We start from the raw sequence: 21888 nt of genomic DNA, 5'->3' as shown, positions 1-21888 counted from the left end.
GCGGTCGCGGGCGTTCGCAAACCGGCTCCCAACGCGATCCCATCCCACCGCGAAGCGAGGCGCTACCGGTGTAACCCTCTCGAGAGGAGGCCGCCCGGAGTTACACGTCGACGTACTGGTCGACCCACTCCTGGCGACGCTGGAGCGCGCGTCGGCCTTTCGGCGTCAGCGCGTAGTAGTTCGTCCGCCGGTCGAGTTCGCCCTTCTCGACGAGTTCCTTCTCGACGAGCGTGTCGAGGTTCGGATACAGTCGACCGTGTGTGACGGGCTGGTCGATGTAGTTATTGATGTCGTCGAGAATCTCCTGCCCGGACGGCCGGTCTTTCCCTGCGATCACGTACAACAGGTCGCGCTGGAAGCCAGTTAGCTGGTCCATGGATCACCCTCTGAGTGAGGACGTTCACCGCTCTGTGGCTTTGTTATAGAGCGGATACGACGTCGCTCGAGCCGGAATGCGACCCGTAGGACCGCTATCGACCGAGCACGCTCGGTGCCGATAGTCCACCGCCAACCGCGCGTGACGCCGCAGCCGTGACGCCGCGTTTTTGACGTTCACCGCCGTATCGGCCGCTATGCCAACCGATCCACTGGCCTGGGACACTCGCAATCGTCGAGTAGCCTACTCCTGTCCGGGGTTCGATATCGTTAACGAATCCGTTCGACTCCCCGACGGTACGGAATCCGAGTTCGACTACCTCTCGGACGCCCCGAGCGTCTGCGTCCTGCCGTTCACGCCCGACGGCGACGTCGTCTGCATCGAGGAGTGGCGACAGGCCGTCTCGCGAATCAGCCGCGGACTTCCCGTCGGCGGAGTCGAGCCCGATGACGACGATCTCGAGGCTGCAGCCCGGAGAGAACTCGCCGAGGAGACCGGGTACGAGGCCACGGAACTCGAGGCGCTGGTGACCGTCGAGCCGGCCAACGGGATCGCGGACTCCGTGTTGCACTTCTTCGTCGCCGACGGCTGCCGACCGACCGCCGAGCAGCGACTCGACCACAACGAGAGCATTCGTCCGATGGAACTCCCCCTCGAGGAACTGACCGACGCCGTGGTCACCGGCGAGATCCGCGACGGTCGGACGGTGCTCGCCGTCTCGTATTATCGACTCATCAATCCGGATCGCGGTATCGACTGATCGATCCGGATCGCGGCCCGACCCAACAATAACGGATTGCGTTGGAACGTGGCGCTCGACCGGCTCGACCCGGTCACGCCGTTCGGTTCCTCACGGCGTTTCGTTCGGTGCGTCGGCCTCGATCGTCACCCCGTTGCGTTCGTCTCGTTGTCGGTCTCGTTCGTAGTCGCGTTCGTCTCGTTGTCGGTCGCGTTCGTTTCGGTTGCCGTTTCGTTCGCCGCACCATCGGCCGGTTGTCCGAGCGCTCCCTCGAGGCCCTGTATTTCGCCGAGGGTGAGGGTATCGACGGAGCTGTTCTCGACCGTCATCGCTCCCGCGGAAACCGACGAGACGGTTTCACCTGCCGCCGTTTCGTTGCCGCCCGCCGTCGTTTCGTTCGCGGTCACATTGTCACCCGTTTCGTTCGCGGTTTCGTTTTCGGTCGTCTCGTTCGCAGTCGCGTTTTCGCTCGTCGCGTTGTCCGCCTGCTGACTCTCGAGGGAGCCGACGGTCATGGATTCGAACGTGATCTCGCCGACGTCGAACTGCTCGATGGTCAGCGACTCGATCTCCTGGACGCTCTCGTTCCCGTCGGTTGCGGTCTGATTCTCGCCGTCACCGTCACCGCCGTCACCACCGAACAGGTCCCCGATGGCGTCGGAGATGCCGGAGAGGATTCCACCGCCATCGCCGCCTTCGCTGACGGTCAGGTCATCGATCGTCAGCTGGTCGGCGTTCATGGACTCGATCGTCATGTTCTGTACCATCACGGTGCTGGCGTCCTCGTCGATCACTTGCTGGAGTTCCGTCGACGATTCGTTTCCGGTCTCGTTGCCCGTTGCGGACTCGTTTCCGGTCTCGGTGGCGGCCATGCTCTCGTCCCCACCGCCGAGTTCGTCGAGGCTGACGTTCTCGAGCGCCAGCGATTCGAAGGCAACGTCCGAGAGTATCACCTCGCCGGACTGGTTCCCTACGGACTGGTTCCCCACAGATTGATTTTCGGTAGACTGGTTCTCGCCGGTCTCGTTCAGTTGTTGCTCGAGTTCGTCTTCGCCGCTCTGCACGTCTAGCTGCTGGACGGTCAGTTCCTCGATTGTCGCGTTCTGGACCGTCACGTTCTCGAGTTCCAGCGTGCCGACCTGTACGTTCTGCAGTGTCGCGCTCGGTTCGCTCATGTCTTCGGCGTCGTCGGTCGCGGCTGTTGTCGTTGCGCCGACGAGGGCGGGACCCCCCGAGAGCATCACCAACAGCGCGACGAACGCGACACCGATCGTTCGCGGTCGTGAAACCATACGAACCGAGAGACGACGGTTTCCGGGCTAAAACTGGCAGACTGTTACGAGATTAGATCGAAGAAAACGGCCGTTGTGACCGACTGCACGTCCCGTCCCGACTTTCTGTCCGGGTCCCCTGCGATTCCGGTACTCTGCCGGCTTTCTAGCAGTTGATTACCTTCCATTTTGCGTCGAAACCGTCGATTGGTGGCCCGAAATATTACCGCGCTCTCGAGTCGTCGACGCCGCTCGCGCTGCCACGCGCGTGCGGGTCGTCGCGCGATCGCGGCACGTCACTGCTCAAGTCGTAGTTCCCGCGTCTCGACTGCGTTGCAAGCCGGACAGACGAACTGATAGCGGACCCGTCCGCCCGAAGTGGTCACGCGCCAGCCACCGTCGGTATCGACGTAGCCACACGCCGGACAGCGGAGCTCTGCTTCGTCGAACTTCTCCCGGAGTTGCTCGAACGGCGAACGGTATACTGACATGTGTTATCCTACACCGTGGTAGAATATAACATTCTAGCCCTCGGCGAATCGCGTTCAGAGACGGACGGCCGAGAGCAGCGTTTATCGATCCGAATCACCGGTTCGTCGAGCACGACGTGATTCGGAACCGCGTCAACTGCCGGCTGTAGATCATACTCGAGACCCACCCGTGGACCGTTTTTCGACTGCAATCGACACCGAACGGTTCGAGTTCTCGAACGGTATCCGAACGCGGTGATGCAACGAGAGGAAGCCGATACCGAACGCCAGCAGCCGACGCGGTGTCCGCTCTCACGCCACGAAACGCGAGCGGATCCAGTTGTGACAACCGCTGGGGCGGTCGAGTGATGACAGATCGAACCAGCAAGTCACCCCGCTATCAGCGGGAGTTCCCCGACCTGTAGTCACTGCAGCGTACGATCGAGACGGCCATCGGTACCTCGTTCGAAAGCGGAAGTTCAACAGACCGGCCCGACAGCCCGCTGTCCTCTCGTTCGATCACAACGATTCTTAGTCGTCACCACGTAGAGGTAACTATGGATGATGTCGACGCGGAGCACGGTCGAACCGTCGACGATACCCCCGGAGCGGCACGTGCACTCGAGCGCGTGGTCGATCCGGTCGTGGCGGTCGACGACGGCACGGTGACGTACGCGAACGCCGCCGCCCGCGACGCCTTTGGGATCGGCGACGCCGACCGGGACGCGACGACCGCACTCGGCACCCGCTGGGATCGGCTCGCGGCGGCGATCGACGAGACGACGGTCGGTACCGCCAGACGGATTGATATCGAGGGCGACGCTGGCGGTGTGCGAATCCATCGGGGTGCCGACGGCGCGACGATCACGTTCGATCGCAGTGTGGTCGGCCCCCAGACGGACGCCGACGAGACGGACGGCTCGCTGGCGGAGGGTTCGCTGGCGGACGCGAGCGATCGGCTGGTGAAAGACCGCGCGCTCGCGGCGGCGCCGGTCGGCGTCACCATCTCCGATCCCGACCGCGAGGACAATCCGCTGGTCTATGTCAACGAGGCCTACCAAGAGATTACCGGCTACGAGTTCGACGAGGTCGTTGGTCGGAACTGTCGATTCCTGCAGGGTCCGGAGTCGGACGAGGACACAATCGCCGAGATGGCGGCTGCGATCGACGAGAAGCGGCCGGTCACCGTCGAACTGAAGAACTACTGCAAGGATGGCACCGAGTTCTGGAACGAGGTGACGATCGCCCCCGTCCGAGACGAGAGCGGCCGCGTGACCAACTACGTCGGCTTCCAGAACGACGTCACTGCACGCAAGGAAGCGGAACTCGCGCTCGAGGAGCGGACTGCGGAACTCGAGTACATCCTCGATCGCGTCGAGGGACTGATTCAGGACGTCACCGACGTCGTCGCCGGGTCGACCGATCGCTCGACGCTCGAGTCCGAGGTCTGTGCCCGGATCGCGGCCGAAGACGCCTACGAGGGGGCCTGGATCGGCGAACGCAACCCCGCGACCGGCGCGATCAACGTTCGCTCGAGCGCCGAGACCGATCCCGATCGCGACGCCATCGAGATGGACGACGATCACCCTGCCGTAGCAACGCTCGCAACGGGTGAGCCGACGGTCGGCACCATCGAGGGGGCGACTCACGCCGCGTTCCCGCTGACGTACAACGGGATCGAGTACGGCGTCCTGACGATTCGAACGAATCGGGATCGAGCCATCGACGACCGCGAAACGGTGATCCTCTCTGCGCTCGCCCGCGCGGTCGCCAGCGGAGTCAACGCCCGCGAAACCAGCCGCGTGCTCGCGACCGACGCCGTCGTCGCCGTCGAACTCGACCTGACGGATCGGTCCCTCGCGCCCGTCGCCCTCTCGGCCGAGGCTGACTGTCGGCTCGAGTACCGCCGGTCGGTCCACCGGACCGACGACGAGACGGCCTCGCTGTTTACCGTCACCGGCGCGAGCGCGGACGAACTCACCGCAGCCGGCGCTGAGTTGCCGGATGTCGATTGCCGAGTCATCGTCGAACGAGACGAGGAGTGTCTGATCGAACTGACCGGTTCGGACGACCTCGTCGGCTGGCTTTCCGAGCGTGGTACCCGCACCCAAGCGATCGTAAGCGAGAACGGACGAGCGCGCGTCACCCTCGAGATCCCCCGGTCTGCGAACGTCCGGTCGATCGTCGAAGCCGTCGAGGATCGCTACGCGGGAACCGACGTCGTCTCGTTCCAGCAGCGCGACCGCGACGGCGAAACCCGCGAGGAGTTCGCCGCCGGACTCGAGGCAGCGCTGACCGATCGCCAGTTCGGCGCGTTACAGCGGGCCTACCTCGGCGGCTACTTCGAGTGGCCCCGGCCGACGACGGGCGAGGAACTCGCCCAGACGATGGGTGTCTCGCGGCCGACCTTCCACGAGCACCTGCGGACGGCCGAGGCGAAACTCTGCCGAGCGTTCTTCGGCGATGCATAGTACCGATTCCGTGACAGTCGCGCCTCGAGATCTGTAGTTCCGGCTTAGCCTCGAGAACGACCGTGGACGGTCGCCGACGCTTATATGGTCGGTCGTGGGAGTCGGTGGTATGCTCGCGCTCGCAACGCCGCTTCAGACCGGTGGTGGGTTCCTGTACTGGGCGATCATCTTCTTCGTCCTCGCGATCGTCGCCGCCGCAGTCGGTGCCCGCGGCGTCGCCGGGATCTCGATGGAGATCGCGCGGATCTTCGTGTTGATCTTCATCATTCTCGCGGTGGTCGCACTCCTGTTGTGATTGTCGACGCCGACCGGCGGTTGGACGGCCACGCGCTCGCAGTGAGTCGCTACTCGGTCGGCCCGCTATGAGACACCAGACGTGAATGTCGACGGTTACAGGTCCGCAATATTTGGCAGATTGCGTGGGTGACATGATCGAATTAATCGCGCTTCCCTCCTGCGATTATTCGACCTTCCTCCTTCCGCTGGAGAAACCGAAACCAGTTACGTGCGGGTGAGAATTACTAACACTCTGGGCGCCGTAGATAAGGGAGAGCACTTACCATGACAGAACTCGGTGGATTTCAAGACAGGGTCGCCCGCATCGATCTCTCGGACGGAGACGTCGCGTACGAGTCGATCGACGACGAGGACGCGGAGAAGTATATCGGTGCGCGGGGACTCGGGGTAAAGTACGTCTTCGACCAGGGGCCGGACGTCGAGCCGATGGAGCCCGAGAACCTGCTCGCGTTCATGAACGGGCCGCTATCGGGCACGCAGGTCACGATGAGCGGCCGGATCGCCGTCTGTACGAAGTCGCCGCTGACCGGCACCGTCACCGACAGCCACCACGGCGGCTGGTCGGGTGCCCGGCTCAAGTGGGCCGGTTTCGACGGCTTGCTGTTCGAGGGCGAGGCCGACGAGCCGGTGTACGCCGTCATCGAGGACGGCGAGGTCGAACTGCGGGACGCCTCCCACCTCTGGGGGAACGGCTTCCACGAGACGCGAGACACCATCGAAGAGGAAGTCGAGGGCTCCTACGGCAAGAACCTGAGCATCATGGGGATCGGTCCCGGCGGCGAGAACGGCGTCAAGTACGCCTGTATTATGAACGAGGACGACCGGGCCTCGGGTCGGGGCGGCACGGGCTGCGTGATGGGGTCGAAGAACCTCAAGGCCGTCGTCGTCAAGTCCACGACGAAGATGCCCAAGCCGGCCGATCCGGAGACCTTCAAAGAGGGCCACCAGCAGGCGATGCAGGCGATTCAGGAGTCGGAAGTCACCGCACCAAACGAGGGTGGACTTTCGATGTATGGGACGAACGTCCTGATGAACATCGGTGAGGAGATGGACGGCCTCCCGACAAAAAACGGGCGCTACACCTCGACCAAAGCCATGCGCGACGCGGAAGATGTCGACATCGACGCCGAGCGCGTCTCCGGCGAGAACGTCCGCGAGAACATCCTCGTCGACGAGCCGACCTGCCACTCCTGTCCGGTCGCCTGCAAGAAGGAAGTCGAGGTGACGACGATGCACAAGGGCGAGGAGATGAACGTCCGCACCGAGTCCTACGAGTACGAATCGGCGTACGCGCTCGGGCCGAACTCCGGCCACACCGACCGCGACGCCGTCGCGCTCATGATCGACCGCTGTAACGACATGGGCGTCGACACCATCGACGCGGGCAACATGATGGCGATGGCCATGGAGATGTCCGAGGAGGGCAAACTCGAGGAAGGCGACCTCGAGTGGGGCGACTACGAGACGATGATCGACATGATCGAGCGAATCGCCCACCGCGAGGACGACCTCGCGGATCTGCTGGCCGAGGGGCCGCGCCGGGTTGCAGAGGCAAAAGACGCCGAGGAGAACTCGCTCGCCGTCAAGGGTCAGACCATCGCGGCCTACGACCCGCGCTGTCTGAAGGGGATGGGCATCGGCTACGCCACCTCGAACCGCGGGGCCTGCCACCTGCGAGGGTACACCCCCGCTGCCGAAATTCTGGGCGTCCCAGAGAAGGTCGACCCCTACGAGTACGAGGGCAAGGGCGAACTCACCGCGCAGTTCCAGGACCTCCACGCCATCAGCGACTCCTTCGACATCTGCAAGTTCAACGCCTTCGCCGAGGGAATCGAGGAGTACGTCCTGCAGTACAACGGGATGACCGGCCGCGACGTCACCGAAGACGAATTGCTCGAGGCCGGCGAACGCGTCTACACCCTCGAACGATACTACAACAACCTCAACGGCTTCGACGCGGCGGACGACTCGCTGCCCGCGCGCTTCCTCGAGGACGGCATCCGCGGACAGGGCGCGAGCGAGGGCGAGTACTGCGAACTCGACGAGATGAAAGAGGAGTACTACGACTACCGCGGCTGGGTCGACGGCGTCGTCCCCGACGAGAAACTCGACGAACTCGGGATCGATCTCGGGCCGGGCACCGGCGTCAGCGGCGACACCGGTGCAGCGGTCTCGAGCGACGACTGATCACGGACCCGTATCGCGGACCCGTTTTTCACGGCCGTCTCCGTATCGTCGGCGATCGATCGCGCTCCGCACCCGCGTCTCGACGCGGTCGCGCCGGCTCTCGTCGGTATACATTTCGATCGGTCTGTTCGTACGATCGGTTCGAGATACACCGATTGACAGGCCGGAGACGAAAAAACGAGTCTGACACGAGATACATTCGCCACGAACGAGAGCACACCGGCGAACGCGTTCGGCTCAGTCGTCGGCAGTCACGGGCGTCGACGCGTAGCCGGACCCCGGTTCGGGGTCGGCCGCTGGTTTCGTCATTTCGATCTCGATCCCCCCGCCGGCGACGGAGACGAGCACGTTGTCGAAACTCTTGCAGTACTCGGTCGCGTGCTTGCCGGAGGTGTTGATCCGGACCCGTTCGTCGACCAGATCGGCCTCGGTCAGCATTTCGACCTTGCGGTAGGTCGTCGACATCGGAATGTCACACTGCTCGGAGAGTTCCGTCGCCGTGAGAGAGTCCTCGTCCGTCGCCTCGAGGATAGCTCGACAGTCGTCGTCATCCAGCGCGGCAATGACGGTCTGCGGGTCGACGGCGTCGTCGTTTTGCCCCCCTCGGTTTCGGGTAGTGGAGTTCGTCGTGGACATCTGTTATACACCATAGTACTGGCCCCGTCACCTCCAAATGAGTCCCACTAAATACAGGGTGCTTTATATGCAGTGGCGAAAACCACCGGTTCGAACCGCTATCGAGCGTCTTTTCGGATGGCACACAGGCCGACCTCACATCCGAAATCGTCTCTTACCTTGAGCACCATTTTTGGCGTACCTCGCAGGCCGTGGGCGGTGGGTTTAGGAGGCCGGCACCCCCAGCAGTGACTGATGGCTTCGGGGATACGCGCAGAGGTAAAGATCGACGACCCGCCCGACTGCGTCGTCGCGCAGGCCTCCGCCGAGACGGGCGGTCGGGTCCACTCCGTCTCGCGGAGCACCAACCCCGATGCGCCCGAGCGCGTGATCGAGGAGTTCATGCTCGAGGCGGAGTCCTATCCCGACGAGTTCGATGTCGACGCGGACCTCTCGCCGATCTTTTCGTACGGCTCGAGCACGGTCTACCGCTTCGAACGCGCACTCGGCCGTGGCTGCCCCCGCGAGTGTATCGAGCGACACGACTGTCCGGTAGTCGACATCCGAACGCAGGGTGCGTCGCTGTATCTGACCTTTCACGCGCCGGATATGCACGGACTGCAGGCCATTATCGGCGAGTTACGCGAGCGCTACGCGACTCTCGACGTCCAGCGGCTACTGCAGTCCCAGCAAGACCACGACGAACGAAACCTCGTCTTCGTCGACCGGAGCACGCTGACCGACCGCCAGACCGAAGTGCTGGAGACGGCCCACCGGATGGGCTACTTCGAACACCCCAAACGGGCCAACGCCGGCGAGGTCGCCGCGGAACTCGAGATTACCGGGACGACGTTCACCGAACACCTCGCGGCAGCCCAGACGAAACTCCTGGACGCAATTTTGGATCATGAGTGACCGACCGCGATCCGGGGAGTCGACGATCGAGGATGAGTGGACTGTGGCGGCTACCGTCGACTCGAGGCCTATGAACGTATCGGGTCCTACGGGTCGATGGCATCGAACCGCAACCCTATATATACTGGATCCACTGCTAGACGGTAGACAATCGACGTTTCACCGACTTACACCCCGATATGAGTAGATACGAGTTCACGTGCCCGGAGTGCGGGCAGGAGATCGAAGTCAACGAATCGATGCGCGAGGCCACGCTCACACACGGCTGTCCGGTCTGTGCGGCGGCGGTCACGGCCGCGGATTTCGTCCCAGAACAGCAGACGAACTGAACGCACACCCTGCGCTATCGATGGCGTTGACTCGACTCCGTTCTCACTTCTCGCGATCGACTTCCGTCCGTCGCCCGTCGAGCGACGTCGGCGTGAGCCGGTAGAGTTCGATATTTAGTGCGTCTTTCCCTTCCGCCCAGATTTCGAACAGCGGCCGCTTCGCGTTCCCGTGCTGGGCGATTTCGTCCGGCGTCAGTTCCGACGGTTCGATGCTCTCGAGGCTCCCCGTGGCGATGACGCTCCGGTAGGTCGAATCCGCTTCGTCGTAGACGACGAGTCGCGCTTCCGGCGCGGACTCGAGGAACTGACGCTTCTCGCTGTCGGGCGTCGACACCATTCGCATGTAAAATTCCCGCTCGCCGTCGTCGTAGCCATACGAGATAGGGATCGCATAGGGTTCGTCCGTCCGTGCGAGCGACAACACCCCGGTCTCGCGGCGACGGAGGAAGTCGTCGATCTGCACGTCCGTCATCTCGGTCTCCTGGTCGATAGCCATCGTCTGGGTGGGTTGCTAAAGGTACAACGTGATCTTTATAGTTGCCATCGACTTCGAGGGGCATCGACGGCGCACTGCCGGTGGCGATACCTGTCCGGTACGGGGTTATCGACTCGGTGAGCCGCGTTCACCGCCGGTGTCGCCACCGGTTCCGTTCTCGTTCGTCCCGATGACGACCGGTTCCCGAATCTCGAGGGCCGTCTCGAACTCATCCTCACGATCCGTTCGTCGGCCGATCCGCAGCAACTGCTCCTCGTGTGCCCGGCGGATGGCGGACAGTTCGCGATCGGTCGCGTCGATCTCGTCGCCGATCTCCTCCCAGTGGCCCCAGTCGACGAGAAAAATCTCGAGGCCGTCGCCCGCGTACAGCCGTTCGTACTCCCGGCGGTAGCGCTCGAGCCTCGGTCCCAACGCGACCTGCGCGCGTTCGATCAGGTCGGGCAGTCGGGTCCCCGGAACGCTCGCCTTGGCGGCGGTGAGGAGGAGTACCTGTCCCTCGATCGGTTCGCCCGCCATTCACCCACCCGCGCGCATCGCCTTCTGTGCAAACCGCTCGACGAGCGGCTCGAGTGTGTCGTCGTCGCCCTCGAAGACGATCGTCACCTCGGTCAGTTGTAACGAGGGGCCGATGCCGACTGTCTCCGACGAGAACGTCGCCGTCCAGTCGTCGCCCGCGACGGTGTCCTCGGCGACCTGCTCGCCGCCGAGATTCGTCAGATACCGGATCACGAGCCGTTCGGAGATGCCGCGAAAGGAGCGCTCGATACGCGTTACCATACCCGTGATTCGACCGCCGAACGGATAAAATCGCGTTCGGCGGTACCGGGAGAGCGGACCCGTTAGATGAGTGCGCGAAACAACACGACGGCTCCGACACCGCCACACAGCGATAGCAGGATGCTCTCCGTTCGCCACATAACCAGCAAGACGACGCCGGCCGCGCCCCACTCCGCCGGCCCGCCGGCCGCCAGTTCCGGCCCGAGGATCGCGATCACGATCGCCCCCGGCAGGACCGAGAGCCCGGCCTCGAGTCGCTCGCTCACGTCGATCCGCCGCAGGAGCCAGAAGCCACCGACTTTCGTAACGGCGGTCACGAGTGCCATCGCGAGGATCGTCCCGACGATGAGGGGGTCGAGCGCGAACGCTCCCTCACCGATCATAGCGGACCACCTCCACCGCAGCGGCCGCGAAGCCGCCGAGCAGGATGTACCATTGCCCCGGAACGAACTCCGCGGCGAGGATGGCGGTCGCGAGCGCGACGAGCCACGGCACGAGCGTCGAGCGCCCCTCCCAGAGTTCGGCCGCGAGTGCGACGAAGACCGCCGCGAGGACGAAGTCGATGCCGTACCGCGTCGGATCGCCGATCGCGCCGCCGGCGGCCGCGCCGACGATCGTCGCCCCGACCCAGAAGACCCACATCGCGATGCCGGTCCCCAGCAGGAACGCGCCGCGACCGCTGCCGGATTTGAGTTCGCGCATCGTCAGCGCCCAGTTCTCGTCGGCCATGAGCAGGAGGCTCCCGTAGCCCCGGAGCGCCGAGAGTCGCTCGAGCCACGGTCCCAGCGCCGCGCCCATCAGCGAGTAGCGCAGGTTGACTGCGAGCGTCGCGAGGACGATCGTCGCGACCGGGATCGGCTCCGCCCAGAGTTCGACGGCGACGATCTGGGCGGCACCGGCGAGCACGGTCGCGCTCATCAGCGTCGCCTCCGCGACGCTCAGCCCGGCCCGGCGGGCGAGCATCCCGAACGCGATCCCGTAGCCGCCGACGCCGATCGCGACCGGGAGACAGGTGAGAAAGCCGGCGCGGATCCCCTCCCGATCGAACGTCACGGCCTCGCTCTCGTCGTCTGCGGTGATCCGCGTCTCCTCGGTTTGCTCGTCAGACGGCCGGCCGGCGGACTCGCCGGGGCCGGGGACGGGACTCGAGTCCGGGGCGCTACCGTCGATTTCCGTCACGGTCGTCTCGAGGCGAACGAGGCGTAAAGCGTTCTCGAAATCGCCCGCAGACGCCGTGATTCTCGCCAGCGCTTCGCACGAATGACCGGCGGCTCACCGTCCGTAGACGATCAGTGCGACGCCGACGAGAGCCGCGGCGAGTCCGTACCACGGGCCGCCGGTGACCGCGAGGGCGACCGCGAGCAGGACGACCACGACGCCGACGAAGAGACAGCACTGCTGGGCCGTCGTCCGGTTGTCGCCGCTGCCGACGAATCGGTCGAACCCTAACTCGAGTAGCAGTTCGGCGACGACATCGAGCATACGCGATACTCTTACTACACTGATAAAAAAGTGTAGGGGTGCTCTCAGCCTCCCGTGAGGGTCTCCACGCTGTTATCCGCCGGCGACCGGCGGAAACACCGACATCACGTCGCCCGCTTCCAGCGACGTGTCCACTCCCGCCATGTGCACCACGTTGCGGCCGTTTTTCAGCACGCTCAACTGCGGCCGGATCGCTCCGTCCTCGAGTAACTGCCCCTCGAGGCCGTCGTACTCGGTCTCGAGGTCGGTGAGCACGTCGCCGACGGTCGCGTCGTCGTCGACGGTTCGCGTTCGCTCTTTCGCGCCGACGGCTTCCCGAAAGGTGGCGAAAAATCGGAGATCGATGTCCATACCCTATACTCGTGTTCGGACGCCATAAGTGCGGGCGGTGGGCCAGATCAGGCGGTCGAGGCCGCCGGCGACGACGTATACGTGACCGACTCGATGTCGGCGTTCGCGAGCGCGCTGTCGATGACGCTTGCGCCGCGCTCGCTCGCCGCGTCGGCGTCGTCGGCCTCGACGGTAACCGTCACCGAAAACTCGAGGGTGATCGTGTACGGGTCGAACGGGGCGTTCGGATGTTCGTACACGTCAGCGGCGTCGATTTCCCAGTCGGTGATCGTCCCCGCGGCCGCGAGGGACTCGAGGGTGTCCGCGAGTTCGGTCGTCGCATCGTCGCAGGCGGTCGTATCGGATCCGCCGTGTAGCGTCACGAGCGTTGTCCCCGACCGGGAGATAGCGAACTCCATACCGTCCCTAGTCAGTCTGTAGATTTGAACGCTTGGGCTGAGACATCCGCTGGACACTCTCCGTCCGTCTCGAGCCGCGTTCTGGCGATCGCTACAGATCTTTCAGGCGGATCCCGTCTTCGACGAGTCGAGCGTTTCGCTCCCGATCGAGGTGCTCACCGAGTTCGTCGTGCTCGTGCAGTTGGGCGATCACGTCGGCGTACAGCGTCCGCCACGCGATCGCGTAGATCGGCGACTGGCCCCACGCCCGCAGTTCAGGGACGAACGCGTCGTAGGTCTCGTAGCGCTCCTCGAAGCGGTCGATCGCCTCGAGCACTTTCCCGGCAGCCTCGCGTTCGTCGTCGGCCTCCGCGATGACCCGATTGAGTTGCTCTTCCCAGCCCGCAACGGCCTTCTGCATGTCCGCGGCCGCGCTCTCGTCGTCTTCCGGCAGTCGCTCGAGGATCGGTTCCGGCACACCGAGGGCAATTTCGTCCATGCGACGGTATATGGAGTCGACTGGCAAGAACGTGGTCCCCGATTCGGTCGAAATCGGACCACCGCGAACCGAGTCACGACACGCGGTCGCGTGCCGTTTTCTGACGACCAGCACAGCGACAGATCGGGAAACCCGTCTCCCCTCCCTATTTGATAAACCGATATGCGGTGGCGCGCGCCGTTGATCGTCCGAGTGATAACGAGGACGAGCGACGACTCCGTGCGAGGTCTTCGCGAACTTTGTGAGTGACGGCTTGGAAGACGCTCGCGTCTTCCAGTGGATGAGCGAGGGAGCGGAGTGACCGAGCGTTAGCGCGGAACCGGCGGTTCCGCGAACCATGCGAACGGGCAGTGCGCGGCGCGTTGCGCCGCGACTGTCGGGACGGTGAAACCGTCCCGCAGCGCCCGTGAGCAGCAATCGGCTGGGGAGGGCGTGGCGATTCCGCGTTGCCACGATAGCAGGGCCTGCCTCCTGTTCACAGTTCCACTCGACTCATTCCTGAACCACTCGAGTCTTCGAACGACACGGAGGCGCGCTATTCGCTCACGACGCCAACGGCTCGAACCGGCGCGCCGTCGCTTGCGAGCGCCAGCGGATACGCCCGGAGCTCGAACCGGTCCCCGACCGCTCCGAGTCCGGTCAGGTTCTCGAGGATCAGCGACTCGTCGCCCAGCAGCGCGTGGTGGGCCTGAACCCCCTCCGGCTCGTCCGCACTCGCGTTTTCTGTCGGCGTCGGATCCGGATTGAGCGCGTCCACGGCGACGTCGAGGCCCCGGTCGGCACACGTTTCGGCCGCGGCCGGCGAGAGATAGGGGTGCTCGAGATACTGGTCAGTCCCCCAGTGGGCGTCCCAGCCGGTCCAGAACGCGACGAGATCGGCGTCACTGTCGGGCACTCGCGATGCGGGAATCGGCTCGCGAGCCTCGAGGTCGCGACAATCGACCCGGACGGCGTCGAAGACGAACCGCTCGAGGGGGTAGCCGTCGAGCGTCTTTCCGTCGGGTTCGGTGTGGGCGGGCGCGTCGACGTGGGTCCCGGTGTGGCTGCCGCACTCGAGGGCCGAGACGCGAGCCTCGTCCTCCTCGTCGGTCGCGTGGGGGCGGACGGCGACCTCGGGGTCGCCGGGATAGGTCTGCATCCCCGTCTCGATCGGCTGGGTGAGATCGACGTGCATACGTGATCGCCGTCGCCGGACGGACATAATGCTGTGCGAACGCGTTCACCGAGCGGCGACCGTTCCCTCCCCTGGACGGTCGAACGCGGGTCACCGGATCATATATCATGATTTATGCCACCGCTCGACAATGTATGGGCATGCGACTCAAAGGCAAGACAGCATTTATCACGGGTGCAGGGTCCGGCCTCGGCCGGGAAGCAGCGCAATTGTTCGCCGAGGAGGGTGCGACGATCGTCGCGGCCGATATCGACCTCGAGGGCGCCGAGGAGACGATCGACCGCGTCGAGGACGCGGGGCAAGCGGGCACCGCGCTCGAGTTGGATGTCCGCGACGCCGACGCGGTCCACGCGGCCGTCGACGAGGCGGTCTCGGAGTTCGGTCTCGATATCATGGTGAACAACGCGGGCGTGAGCCACGAGCGCGCGACGGTCGAGGAGATCGACGAGGGCGAGCGTGACCGAGTGATTGACGTCAACGTCAAGGGCGTCTGGAACGGCTGTCACGCCGTGATTCCCCACTTCAGGGAGCAGGGGTCGGGAGCCATCGTCAACACGGCGTCGCTGGCCGGCGTCATCGGCGCGCCGCAGTTGGGAGCCTACTCGCTGTCGAAGGGTGCAGTCGTCAACTTCACGCGGACGGTCGCGGCGGAGGTCGGGCCGGCCGGCGTTCGGGCGAACGCGGTCTGTCCGGGCGTGACGGACACCGCGATGCCCCGGCAGAACCGAACTGAGGAGGAGTGGGAGGCGACCAAAGCGGAGATGTCTCGCCACTATCCGCTGAAGCGTCTCGGGGAGCCCGAAGATATCGCGAACGCGATGTTGTTCTTGGCGAGCGACGAAGCCGACTGGATCACCGGCCAGGCGCTGGTCGTCGACGGCGGCTTCTCCTGTACGTAACGGTCGACCCCGTTTCCGGAGGGGAAGCGTTTCGGGACCGGCGGCCGAACGCCCGCCATGACTACTGACGAGTCCTCTGTGCAGCAGGCGATCGACCTCGCGGAATCGGCGGCCGCGAACGGCAACACCCCCTTCGGCTCCCTGCTCGTCGTCGACGACGCGGTCGTTCGGACGGCCGAGAACACCACGCTCACTGACGACGACATCGCGGCTCATCCCGAGTTAAAACTGGCTCGGTGGGCCGCGAGCGAACTCGAGCCAGACGAACTCGAGTCCTGTACCATGTACACGAGCACCGAGCCGTGTCCGATGTGTGCGAGCGCGATCGTCTACGCGGGGCTGGGCCGGGTCGTCTACAGCGTCCCCGTCGACTCGCTCGCGGACGTTCGGGACGACGGCGTGATCGAAATCCCCTGTGAGGAAGTTATTGATCGGGCCGACGGGTCGACGATCGTGGAGGGACCGGTGCTCGAGGACGAGGGACTTGCGGTCCACGAGGACTACTTCTTGTCGTAACCTCGAGACGGATCGGGTCATCGGCTTTTCGCCAAGTTCCGCCATCCATCCTGTGGTTGTGCCGTCGCACCGGGTCGCCTCGAGCGCGAGTAACTGACTCGGTTGCCACTCCAAACATTTTATATCCTTAAAATTAACTTCAAAATAATGGCGGACGATGGAGTGATACTCCGCCTCAACGTCATTATCGCACTACTGATCGTCCTACTGCTGGTATCCGTTCTCCCGATCGCAGTGGCGTTCGGTCCGCTCTTCATAATTGTGTTCATCATCATTTCACCAGTGATCCTTCTGGCAATCGTGCAACTCTACGATTAGAACTCCGCAGCGACGCGCGGGATACTCCGACCCCACCCCGCGATATCGACCCTCGAGAGCAGTCCGATCGACAGTCGTCCGATAGCGTGCCATTGACCGCGCTCAGCGGGGAGTGGTCGCCGTCTCGTCCCGAAGCACTGTCCGATAGCGCTCGCCGGCCGAGTCCTCAGCCTCGAGCGCGTCCCGAATCGTCGGCGAGATCCACTTCCGATCGCCGTCCGCGCCGTCGGCCAGCCGGCCGTCGAAGCCGTCGGTCCGGAGGTCGGACGGCAGGAACCGCTCGTAGACTGGCAGCCGCTCTCCCAGTGGAACGCCCGCGTGGGCCGCGATCTCCTCGAGTTCCCTGAGCGCGGGCCATTTGTATTCGGGATTGATGTAATCGTCGGTGACCGGCGAGACGCCGCCGAGGTCGTCGACGCCGCAGTCGATCAGGTCCTTGGCGGGGGCGAGGTTCGGCGGCACCTGGACAGAGATCTCCTCGGGCAGGGCGACGCGGGCCATCGCCGTGACCTGCCGCATGGTCGCGAGGTCGGGCGAGCCCCCTGACCAGCGTTCGTTCTCCACCACCGGCTGGACGATCACCTCCTGAATGTGGTCGTACCGATCGTGCAGTTCGCGGATCGCGAGCAGGCTCTCCGCGCGATCCCGCCAGTTCTCGCCGATTCCCACCAGAATTCCGGTCGTAAAGGCCACGTCCAGTTCGCCGGCGTTTTTCAGGGTCCGCAGCCGCTGGCCGGGCACCTTGCGCCGCGGCCCGGCGTGGGCCCCAACTTCCGCGGTCGTCTCGAGCATCACGCCCATGCTGGCGTTGACGTCCGCGACGGTCGCCAGCTGCTCGCGGGTCTGATCGCCCGGATTGGCGTGCGGGAGGAGTCCCTCCTCAAGCGCCACTTCACAGGCCTCGCGCAGATAGGTATGAATCGAGTCGTGGCCCCACTCCTCGAGTTGCGCGTGAATCTCCGTGTAGCGGTCGTCGGGATCGTCGCCGAACGTGAACAGCGCTTCCGTACAGCCCGCGTCGGCCCCGCGCCGGCAGATATCGCGGATCTCCTCGAGCGAGAGCAGTTCGGCCTGCCCCGGCGGATCGAAGTAGGTACAGTAGGTACAGGTGTAGCGACAGGCCGTGGTGAGCGGGATGAACACGTTTCGCGAAAACGTCAGCGCCGGCGGTGCCTCGACATCGTTCGGGCTGACCTGCAGGAGCTCTTCGACGGCCCCGTCGTCGACCGCGATATCGACGCCGTACTCGCTCGCCCCGGGAAACATTACCTCTGGATGTCGTCCCTTGGCACATAAGGACTGCCTTCCTGTGCGGCGGGCTGGCGGGCAACCACCGCGTTACTTCGTTGTGACACTCTCGTCGCGAACGATGTCGACGCGTCCGTCACGCTCGTCGAGTTCGAACCCGAACGCCCGGAGACGGGCGGGTGCGCGATTCGTCTCGAGCCCGTGGACGAGTACCTCGACGAGATCCGTCGGTTCGTCGATGTCGGTCGCCAGTCGGAACGAGTCGACCGTCTCGAGGCTGGCACCGACGTCGCGAGCGATCTCGCGATGGTCGAGATAGGAGGCTCCGTGGTAATCCACAAGGAATTCGGGATGTCGAACGACGAGCGCGTTCGTCCCGCCGCCGCGCCCCGGCGCGATCGCGATAGTGGCCTCGGTAGAGAGGAGCGTCTCGAGCGCGTCGGGGGTCGCCAGCGCGAGGTCGGCCATGACGACGGCGACGGCGTCGGGAACGTCGTCCGCACGGTCGCGGCGCTCACTTCCCGGGAGTCGCGCGTTGACCGCGTCCGTCAGCGATCGATCGTCGACCGTACCCGATACCGACGCGGCGACCTCGCCCGGGAGATCGAACGCCTCGAGATCGAGTGGCGCAGTCGAGACGATCCTCGGTTCGTGTCCCGCGCCGACGATCGCACAGAGGACGTCTGCAAGCATGGCGCGGGAAAGCGCCCCGCGCTCGGCCGGCGTGAGTACGGACTCGAGGCGAGTCTTCGGCATCTCGGCGGCGAACGGGACCAGAACGCGCATCTGAATCTGGTTGCGGTAGTTCGGGCACGCTCAAAAACACGTCGGAGTGCACCCGTTCGCCGTCGAAAAATACACGCCGCGAACAGTCCGCACTGCGAGCGCGACTGTGCTCCCGGGCTCGTGCCCCCCGACACGAGTCCGTTCGCTCGCGATTTTCGAACGAACGACGGCCTAGAACAGCGGCTCGAGTTCGTCCTCGTCGTCCTCGACGAGTTCCTCGAGGTTCTCGCTGCTGTCTTGCTGGATGTCGTCGATGTTGTCCTGGGCCTCGATCGCGACTTGTTGCAGCCGTTTGATCCGCGGGACGTTCGTCACGCCGGAAAGCAAGATCGCCGCAGCCACTTCGGGCTCCCCGCGCGGGAAGTCGCCGCCGCGAACTTCCATGCTTCCCGTTTCCTCCTCGAGCCACTTCCGCCCGCGCTCGATGCCTTTCCGGTTCAGATACTCCGAGGGTCCGGAAAGCACGAGCAGGGCGCGCTCGGTGCCTTCGATCTCACACGGGAGCGTGAGGCGGCCGAGTGCGGCCTTGCGGACAAGGCTCGTGATTCGGTTCGTCGTGTTCGCGGCGTCGAGATTGTCGTCGCCGCCGTCGTCGCCGGTGAACCGAGAAAGCAGGCCGCCACTCGAGTTCACCTCGACATCCTCCGAGGCGAAGCCGACGGTGGAGACACCACCGCCGGAGAGCGTGTTGATGATCTCGGAGGAGTCGACGACGCTCTCGGCGACTTCCTGTCCCTCTCCGACCTCGCCGGCGCCGAAGAGGATGCCAAAGCGGCGGACGATTTCCTCGTTGATCTGGTCGTAGCCGCCTTCCATGGACTCGCCGGTCTGTCGCCACGAGTCGTTGTCGAAGACGAGCAGGTTGTCGACCTCGCGGACGAACGTCTGAAACGATCTGGCCGCGTTGAGCGTGTAGATCCCGCCTTCGTCCGTCCCCGGCAGGACGCCGAGGCCGTAGACCGGGATCGTATAGATTCGTTTGAGGTGTTTGGCGAGGACGGGCGCGCCACCGGAACCGGTGCCGCCGCCCATACCGGCGACGATCAGAAAGGCGTCGACCTCGTGGGTCGGGATCGAGTCGATGGCGTTCTGTACCTCGTCGATGTCCTCCTCGGCGACTTCCGCGCCGAGTTCGTTGTCAGCACCCACGCCGTGGCCCTTGACGCGGGCCTGGCCGATGAGTACGCGATTCTCCTGTGGTATATTATCGAGACCGATGAGGTCCGCCTTCGCGGAGTTGACGGCAATCGCCGCGCGGACGATTCCGCTACCCGTCCGATCGTCGTAATCGAGGAATCGATCGACGATTTTGCCACCGGCCTGTCCGAATCCGATCATCGCCAGCTTCATTGTTTGTTTGGGGGCTCCGTTGAATTGGTACCAGTGCAATGGAGGATATAAGTCTTGTGCTGAACTGAATTTCACGTCTTCTTTACTATTCCTCCATATCGGATGACTGGAGTGGTATTTGCGCCGATTCTCCGAACTCGAAAACGCCGCGTACTGCGTCTCGTACTGTTTTTTAAGTTAGGTGTTGTCTCGACCCCGATCGCGACGTAATCAGTTGCTATGGACGACGACGACTCCGATCTGGAAGTCAGATCGTTTTCGCCGATCGTTCCTGACGGTCCGTCCCGTTGCGGCCGAGATACGCGCCGAGTGTCGTCATCGATGCCGGATCCCGGCCAAAGGCGGTCACGTCGTTATCGTCGACGGTGTTGTCGAACTCGAGCGATCGAGCCTGATCGAGGCCGAACGGAACGAACGGCAGCGGACCGATCGCCCAGAGCCCGAGCTTGGCCAGTCCCATCGGGATCGTTCCGATTCTGACGTCTTTTCCTTCGGCGCCGTAAGCGAGCTCCGTCACGTCCGCGAGCGTGACGATCTGCGGGCCGGCGAGCTCGTAGGTCTCGCCGATATGGGCGTCGTCTTCGAGCGCGTCGGCCAGCATGGGGACGAGATCACCGACCCAGATGGGTTGAAACCGCGTCTTTCCGCCACCCGGCAACGCCGTCAGGTACGGTGTCGTCAGCGTCTTCGTGAAACCGACGAACTCGTCGCCGTCGCCGAAAACGACCGACGGCCGAACGATCGTCCACTCGAGCGCGGAGTCGCGGACCACCGCCTCTGCCTCGCCCTTGGCGCGAATGAACGCGGTCGCGCCGTTCGGATCGGCCCCGAGCCCACTCATCTGTAGGAATCGGTCGACGCCGCCGGCTTCGGCGGCGCGAACGAGGTTCTCCGTGCCCCGGAGGTGGACTTCCCGGTGGCTCGTCCCGCGGGGCGGGTCGAACAGCGGCGAGAGCGAGACGAGGTTGACGACGGCGTCGTGGCTCGCGACGGTGTCGACGATCGAGTCGTAGGCGCCGACGTCGCCCAGCGCTGATTCGACGCCGTCGGGGAGCCGGTCATCGTCAACCGGTGACCGGGAGAGCGCCGTCACCTCGTGGCCGCGCTCGACCAGTTCCGCACACAGGTTCGTACCGATGAAGCCGGTGCCGCCGGCGACGAGGATCTTCATGGCCGAAACGTGACTTCGCAGCGATAAATAGATGGGCGGCGACACCGCGTGGCCCGTTCGACGCTCTCGACAGATTGTAGTACCCGTCACGAGGAGGGTCGACCATGCTCGTCACGCTCGAGGGACTGGACGGCAGCGGCAAGACGACGGTCTGGGAGGCCTTGCGCGAGCGCTACCCCGAGGCCACGTTCACGCGCGAACCCACGGACGATTCCTGGTACGGCGAGGCCGTCTATCGCTCCATCGAGGACGACGACGCCGACCCGCTGGCAGAACTCTTCCTCTACACTGCCGATCACGCCGATCACCTCTCTCGGGTGATCGAACCCGCCCTCGAGCGCGGCGACCTCGTGGTCTCCGATCGCTACTCCGACTCGCGCTTTGCCTATCAGGGCGCGACGCTCGCAGCAGCCGAGGGCTACGACCTCGAGGACCCACTCGAGTACGTCGTCGACGTCCATCGGCCGTTCTCGATCGATCCCGATCTGACGATCTACCTCGATATCGACCCCGAAACCGCCGCCGCTCGTGCGGGGACGACGAACAAGTTCGAACGCGCCGAGTACCTCGCGTCGGTTCGGGACAACTACGAGCGGCTGCTCGAGCGCGACCCCGATCGGTTCGTCCGCGTCGACGCGACGCAGTCGCCCGAGGCGGTGCTCGAGGCGGTGACGGACGCGCTGGCCGAAGCGGTCGGCGAGTCGCGCTGACCTCGTCCATCGATTCGTCCGTCCGCCGTTCCACCGGAGCAATTCCCGTCGGAGACGGTGGCGT

Annotated in this window: 28 protein-coding genes; 10 read left to right on the top strand and 18 right to left on the bottom strand. The window is 64.5% G+C overall.

Annotated elements, in window-relative coordinates; genetic code table 11:
• Nucleotides 1-100: 100 nt before the first annotated feature.
• Nucleotides 101-376 (bottom strand): PadR family transcriptional regulator, encoded by a 276-nt coding sequence (locus ACEWFR_RS21855; RefSeq protein WP_098724428.1) that lies wholly within the window; start codon nucleotides 374-376, stop codon nucleotides 101-103.
• 196 nt (nucleotides 377-572) lie between these two features.
• Here ACEWFR_RS21855 and ACEWFR_RS21850 point away from each other — a divergent pair, with 196 nt between their 5' ends.
• Nucleotides 573-1136 carry an NUDIX hydrolase gene (locus ACEWFR_RS21850; protein ID WP_374063038.1) on the top strand — a complete coding sequence of 188 codons (564 nt, stop codon included), beginning with the start codon at nucleotides 573-575 and terminating at the stop codon, nucleotides 1134-1136.
• Between the two features lie 125 nt (nucleotides 1137-1261).
• Here ACEWFR_RS21850 and ACEWFR_RS21845 read toward each other — a convergent pair whose 3' ends face one another.
• On the bottom strand, nucleotides 1262-2407 hold the full coding sequence (locus ACEWFR_RS21845; RefSeq protein WP_374063037.1) for a hypothetical protein: 1146 nt from the start codon (nucleotides 2405-2407) through the stop codon (nucleotides 1262-1264).
• A gap of 275 nt (nucleotides 2408-2682) precedes the next feature.
• Nucleotides 2683-2877, bottom strand: coding sequence for an HVO_0649 family zinc finger protein (locus ACEWFR_RS21840; RefSeq protein ID WP_374063036.1), 195 nt, complete (start codon nucleotides 2875-2877; stop codon nucleotides 2683-2685).
• A 536-nt stretch (nucleotides 2878-3413) separates the two neighbouring features.
• On the opposite strand from ACEWFR_RS21840, the gene ACEWFR_RS21835 reads away from it, so the two are divergent.
• The 3 genes from ACEWFR_RS21835 to ACEWFR_RS21825 all read left to right on the top strand — a co-directional run bounded on the left by ACEWFR_RS21835 (nucleotide 3414) and on the right by ACEWFR_RS21825 (nucleotide 7811).
• Entirely contained in the window at nucleotides 3414-5327 is a 1914-nt protein-coding gene (locus tag ACEWFR_RS21835; RefSeq protein ID WP_374063035.1) for a bacterio-opsin activator domain-containing protein, read from the top strand.
• Nucleotides 5328-5436: 109 nt separating this feature from the next.
• Entirely contained in the window at nucleotides 5437-5622 is a 186-nt protein-coding gene (locus tag ACEWFR_RS21830; protein WP_098724422.1) for a DUF1328 family protein, read from the top strand.
• 266 nt (nucleotides 5623-5888) lie between these two features.
• Nucleotides 5889-7811: an aldehyde ferredoxin oxidoreductase family protein gene (locus ACEWFR_RS21825; protein ID WP_374063034.1), complete on the top strand. Its 1923-nt coding sequence runs from the start codon at nucleotides 5889-5891 to the stop codon at nucleotides 7809-7811.
• A 237-nt stretch (nucleotides 7812-8048) separates the two neighbouring features.
• Here the strand turns inward: ACEWFR_RS21825 and ACEWFR_RS21820 are convergent, their stop codons facing one another.
• On the bottom strand, nucleotides 8049-8447 hold the full coding sequence (locus ACEWFR_RS21820) for a helix-turn-helix domain-containing protein (RefSeq protein ID WP_374063033.1): 399 nt from the start codon (nucleotides 8445-8447) through the stop codon (nucleotides 8049-8051).
• A 234-nt stretch (nucleotides 8448-8681) separates the two neighbouring features.
• Here ACEWFR_RS21820 and ACEWFR_RS21815 point away from each other — a divergent pair, with 234 nt between their 5' ends.
• Both ACEWFR_RS21815 and ACEWFR_RS21810 read left to right on the top strand, forming a co-directional pair.
• Nucleotides 8682-9341: a helix-turn-helix domain-containing protein gene (locus tag ACEWFR_RS21815; protein ID WP_374063032.1), complete on the top strand. Its 660-nt coding sequence runs from the start codon at nucleotides 8682-8684 to the stop codon at nucleotides 9339-9341.
• A 179-nt stretch (nucleotides 9342-9520) separates the two neighbouring features.
• On the top strand, nucleotides 9521-9670 hold the full coding sequence (locus ACEWFR_RS21810; protein ID WP_374063031.1) for an FmdB family zinc ribbon protein: 150 nt from the start codon (nucleotides 9521-9523) through the stop codon (nucleotides 9668-9670).
• Nucleotides 9671-9713: 43 nt separating this feature from the next.
• On the opposite strand, the gene ACEWFR_RS21805 is transcribed toward ACEWFR_RS21810, so the two are convergent.
• The 10 genes from ACEWFR_RS21805 to ACEWFR_RS21760 form a co-directional block, all read right to left on the bottom strand.
• Nucleotides 9714-10166, bottom strand: coding sequence for a pyridoxamine 5'-phosphate oxidase family protein (locus tag ACEWFR_RS21805; RefSeq protein WP_374063030.1), 453 nt, complete (start codon nucleotides 10164-10166; stop codon nucleotides 9714-9716).
• Between the two features lie 105 nt (nucleotides 10167-10271).
• The gene (locus ACEWFR_RS21800) at nucleotides 10272-10682 is read right to left on the bottom strand and encodes a hypothetical protein (RefSeq protein WP_374063029.1); all 411 of its coding nucleotides are present in this window, start codon (nucleotides 10680-10682) and stop codon (nucleotides 10272-10274) included.
• Entirely contained in the window at nucleotides 10683-10943 is a 261-nt protein-coding gene (locus tag ACEWFR_RS21795) for a hypothetical protein (RefSeq protein WP_374063028.1), read from the bottom strand.
• Nucleotides 10944-11005: 62 nt separating this feature from the next.
• Nucleotides 11006-11326, bottom strand: coding sequence for an AzlD family protein (locus ACEWFR_RS21790; RefSeq protein ID WP_374063027.1), 321 nt, complete (start codon nucleotides 11324-11326; stop codon nucleotides 11006-11008).
• On the bottom strand, nucleotides 11316-12122 hold the full coding sequence (locus ACEWFR_RS21785; RefSeq protein WP_374063026.1) for an AzlC family ABC transporter permease: 807 nt from the start codon (nucleotides 12120-12122) through the stop codon (nucleotides 11316-11318). Before ACEWFR_RS21785 ends, ACEWFR_RS21790 begins: the two co-directional genes overlap by 11 nt.
• Nucleotides 12123-12215: 93 nt before the next feature.
• On the bottom strand, nucleotides 12216-12425 hold the full coding sequence (locus ACEWFR_RS21780) for a hypothetical protein (protein ID WP_374063025.1): 210 nt from the start codon (nucleotides 12423-12425) through the stop codon (nucleotides 12216-12218).
• A 72-nt stretch (nucleotides 12426-12497) separates the two neighbouring features.
• The gene (locus tag ACEWFR_RS21775; protein WP_374063024.1) at nucleotides 12498-12776 is read right to left on the bottom strand and encodes a ubiquitin-like small modifier protein 1; all 279 of its coding nucleotides are present in this window, start codon (nucleotides 12774-12776) and stop codon (nucleotides 12498-12500) included.
• Between the two features lie 47 nt (nucleotides 12777-12823).
• Nucleotides 12824-13174 (bottom strand): hypothetical protein, encoded by a 351-nt coding sequence (locus ACEWFR_RS21770; RefSeq protein ID WP_374063023.1) that lies wholly within the window; start codon nucleotides 13172-13174, stop codon nucleotides 12824-12826.
• Nucleotides 13175-13265: 91 nt separating this feature from the next.
• Entirely contained in the window at nucleotides 13266-13652 is a 387-nt protein-coding gene (locus ACEWFR_RS21765) for a hypothetical protein (RefSeq protein ID WP_374063022.1), read from the bottom strand.
• A 535-nt stretch (nucleotides 13653-14187) separates the two neighbouring features.
• On the bottom strand, nucleotides 14188-14826 hold the full coding sequence (locus tag ACEWFR_RS21760) for a cyclase family protein (protein WP_374063021.1): 639 nt from the start codon (nucleotides 14824-14826) through the stop codon (nucleotides 14188-14190).
• Nucleotides 14827-14966: 140 nt separating this feature from the next.
• On the opposite strand from ACEWFR_RS21760, the gene ACEWFR_RS21755 reads away from it, so the two are divergent.
• The 3 genes from ACEWFR_RS21755 (at nucleotide 14967) to ACEWFR_RS21745 (ending at nucleotide 16559) form a co-directional block, all read left to right on the top strand.
• A complete protein-coding gene (locus ACEWFR_RS21755; protein WP_374063020.1) occupies nucleotides 14967-15725 on the top strand; it encodes an SDR family NAD(P)-dependent oxidoreductase in 759 nt (252 codons plus the stop codon).
• A gap of 57 nt (nucleotides 15726-15782) precedes the next feature.
• Complete coding sequence (locus tag ACEWFR_RS21750) at nucleotides 15783-16241, top strand: nucleoside deaminase (protein ID WP_374063019.1); 459 nt, start codon at nucleotides 15783-15785, stop codon at nucleotides 16239-16241.
• 147 nt (nucleotides 16242-16388) lie between these two features.
• Nucleotides 16389-16559, top strand: a complete 171-nt coding sequence (locus ACEWFR_RS21745; RefSeq protein WP_374063018.1) for a hypothetical protein — start codon at nucleotides 16389-16391, stop codon at nucleotides 16557-16559.
• Between the two features lie 102 nt (nucleotides 16560-16661).
• On the opposite strand, the gene cofG is transcribed toward ACEWFR_RS21745, so the two are convergent.
• The 4 genes from cofG to ACEWFR_RS21725 all read right to left on the bottom strand — a co-directional run bounded on the left by cofG (nucleotide 16662) and on the right by ACEWFR_RS21725 (nucleotide 21114).
• The gene (gene cofG, locus ACEWFR_RS21740; protein WP_374063017.1) at nucleotides 16662-17825 is read right to left on the bottom strand and encodes a 7,8-didemethyl-8-hydroxy-5-deazariboflavin synthase subunit CofG; all 1164 of its coding nucleotides are present in this window, start codon (nucleotides 17823-17825) and stop codon (nucleotides 16662-16664) included.
• Between the two features lie 72 nt (nucleotides 17826-17897).
• Nucleotides 17898-18593, bottom strand: coding sequence for a 2-phospho-L-lactate guanylyltransferase (gene cofC / locus ACEWFR_RS21735; RefSeq protein ID WP_374063016.1), 696 nt, complete (start codon nucleotides 18591-18593; stop codon nucleotides 17898-17900).
• Between the two features lie 171 nt (nucleotides 18594-18764).
• Nucleotides 18765-19943 (bottom strand): tubulin/FtsZ family protein, encoded by a 1179-nt coding sequence (locus ACEWFR_RS21730; RefSeq protein WP_098724377.1) that lies wholly within the window; start codon nucleotides 19941-19943, stop codon nucleotides 18765-18767.
• A gap of 247 nt (nucleotides 19944-20190) precedes the next feature.
• The gene (locus ACEWFR_RS21725) at nucleotides 20191-21114 is read right to left on the bottom strand and encodes a complex I NDUFA9 subunit family protein (protein WP_374063015.1); all 924 of its coding nucleotides are present in this window, start codon (nucleotides 21112-21114) and stop codon (nucleotides 20191-20193) included.
• A gap of 104 nt (nucleotides 21115-21218) precedes the next feature.
• Between ACEWFR_RS21725 and tmk the strand changes: the two genes are divergently transcribed.
• Nucleotides 21219-21824 (top strand): dTMP kinase, encoded by a 606-nt coding sequence (gene tmk, locus ACEWFR_RS21720; protein WP_374063014.1) that lies wholly within the window; start codon nucleotides 21219-21221, stop codon nucleotides 21822-21824.
• Nucleotides 21825-21888 lie beyond the last annotated feature (64 nt).

This window comes from Natrinema sp. H-ect4 (genome assembly GCF_041894845.1).
Lineage (GTDB): Archaea > Halobacteriota > Halobacteria > Halobacteriales > Natrialbaceae > Natrinema.
The sequence above is the reverse complement of the archived record's forward strand: the minus strand, read 5'-3'. Positions and strand labels throughout refer to the sequence as shown.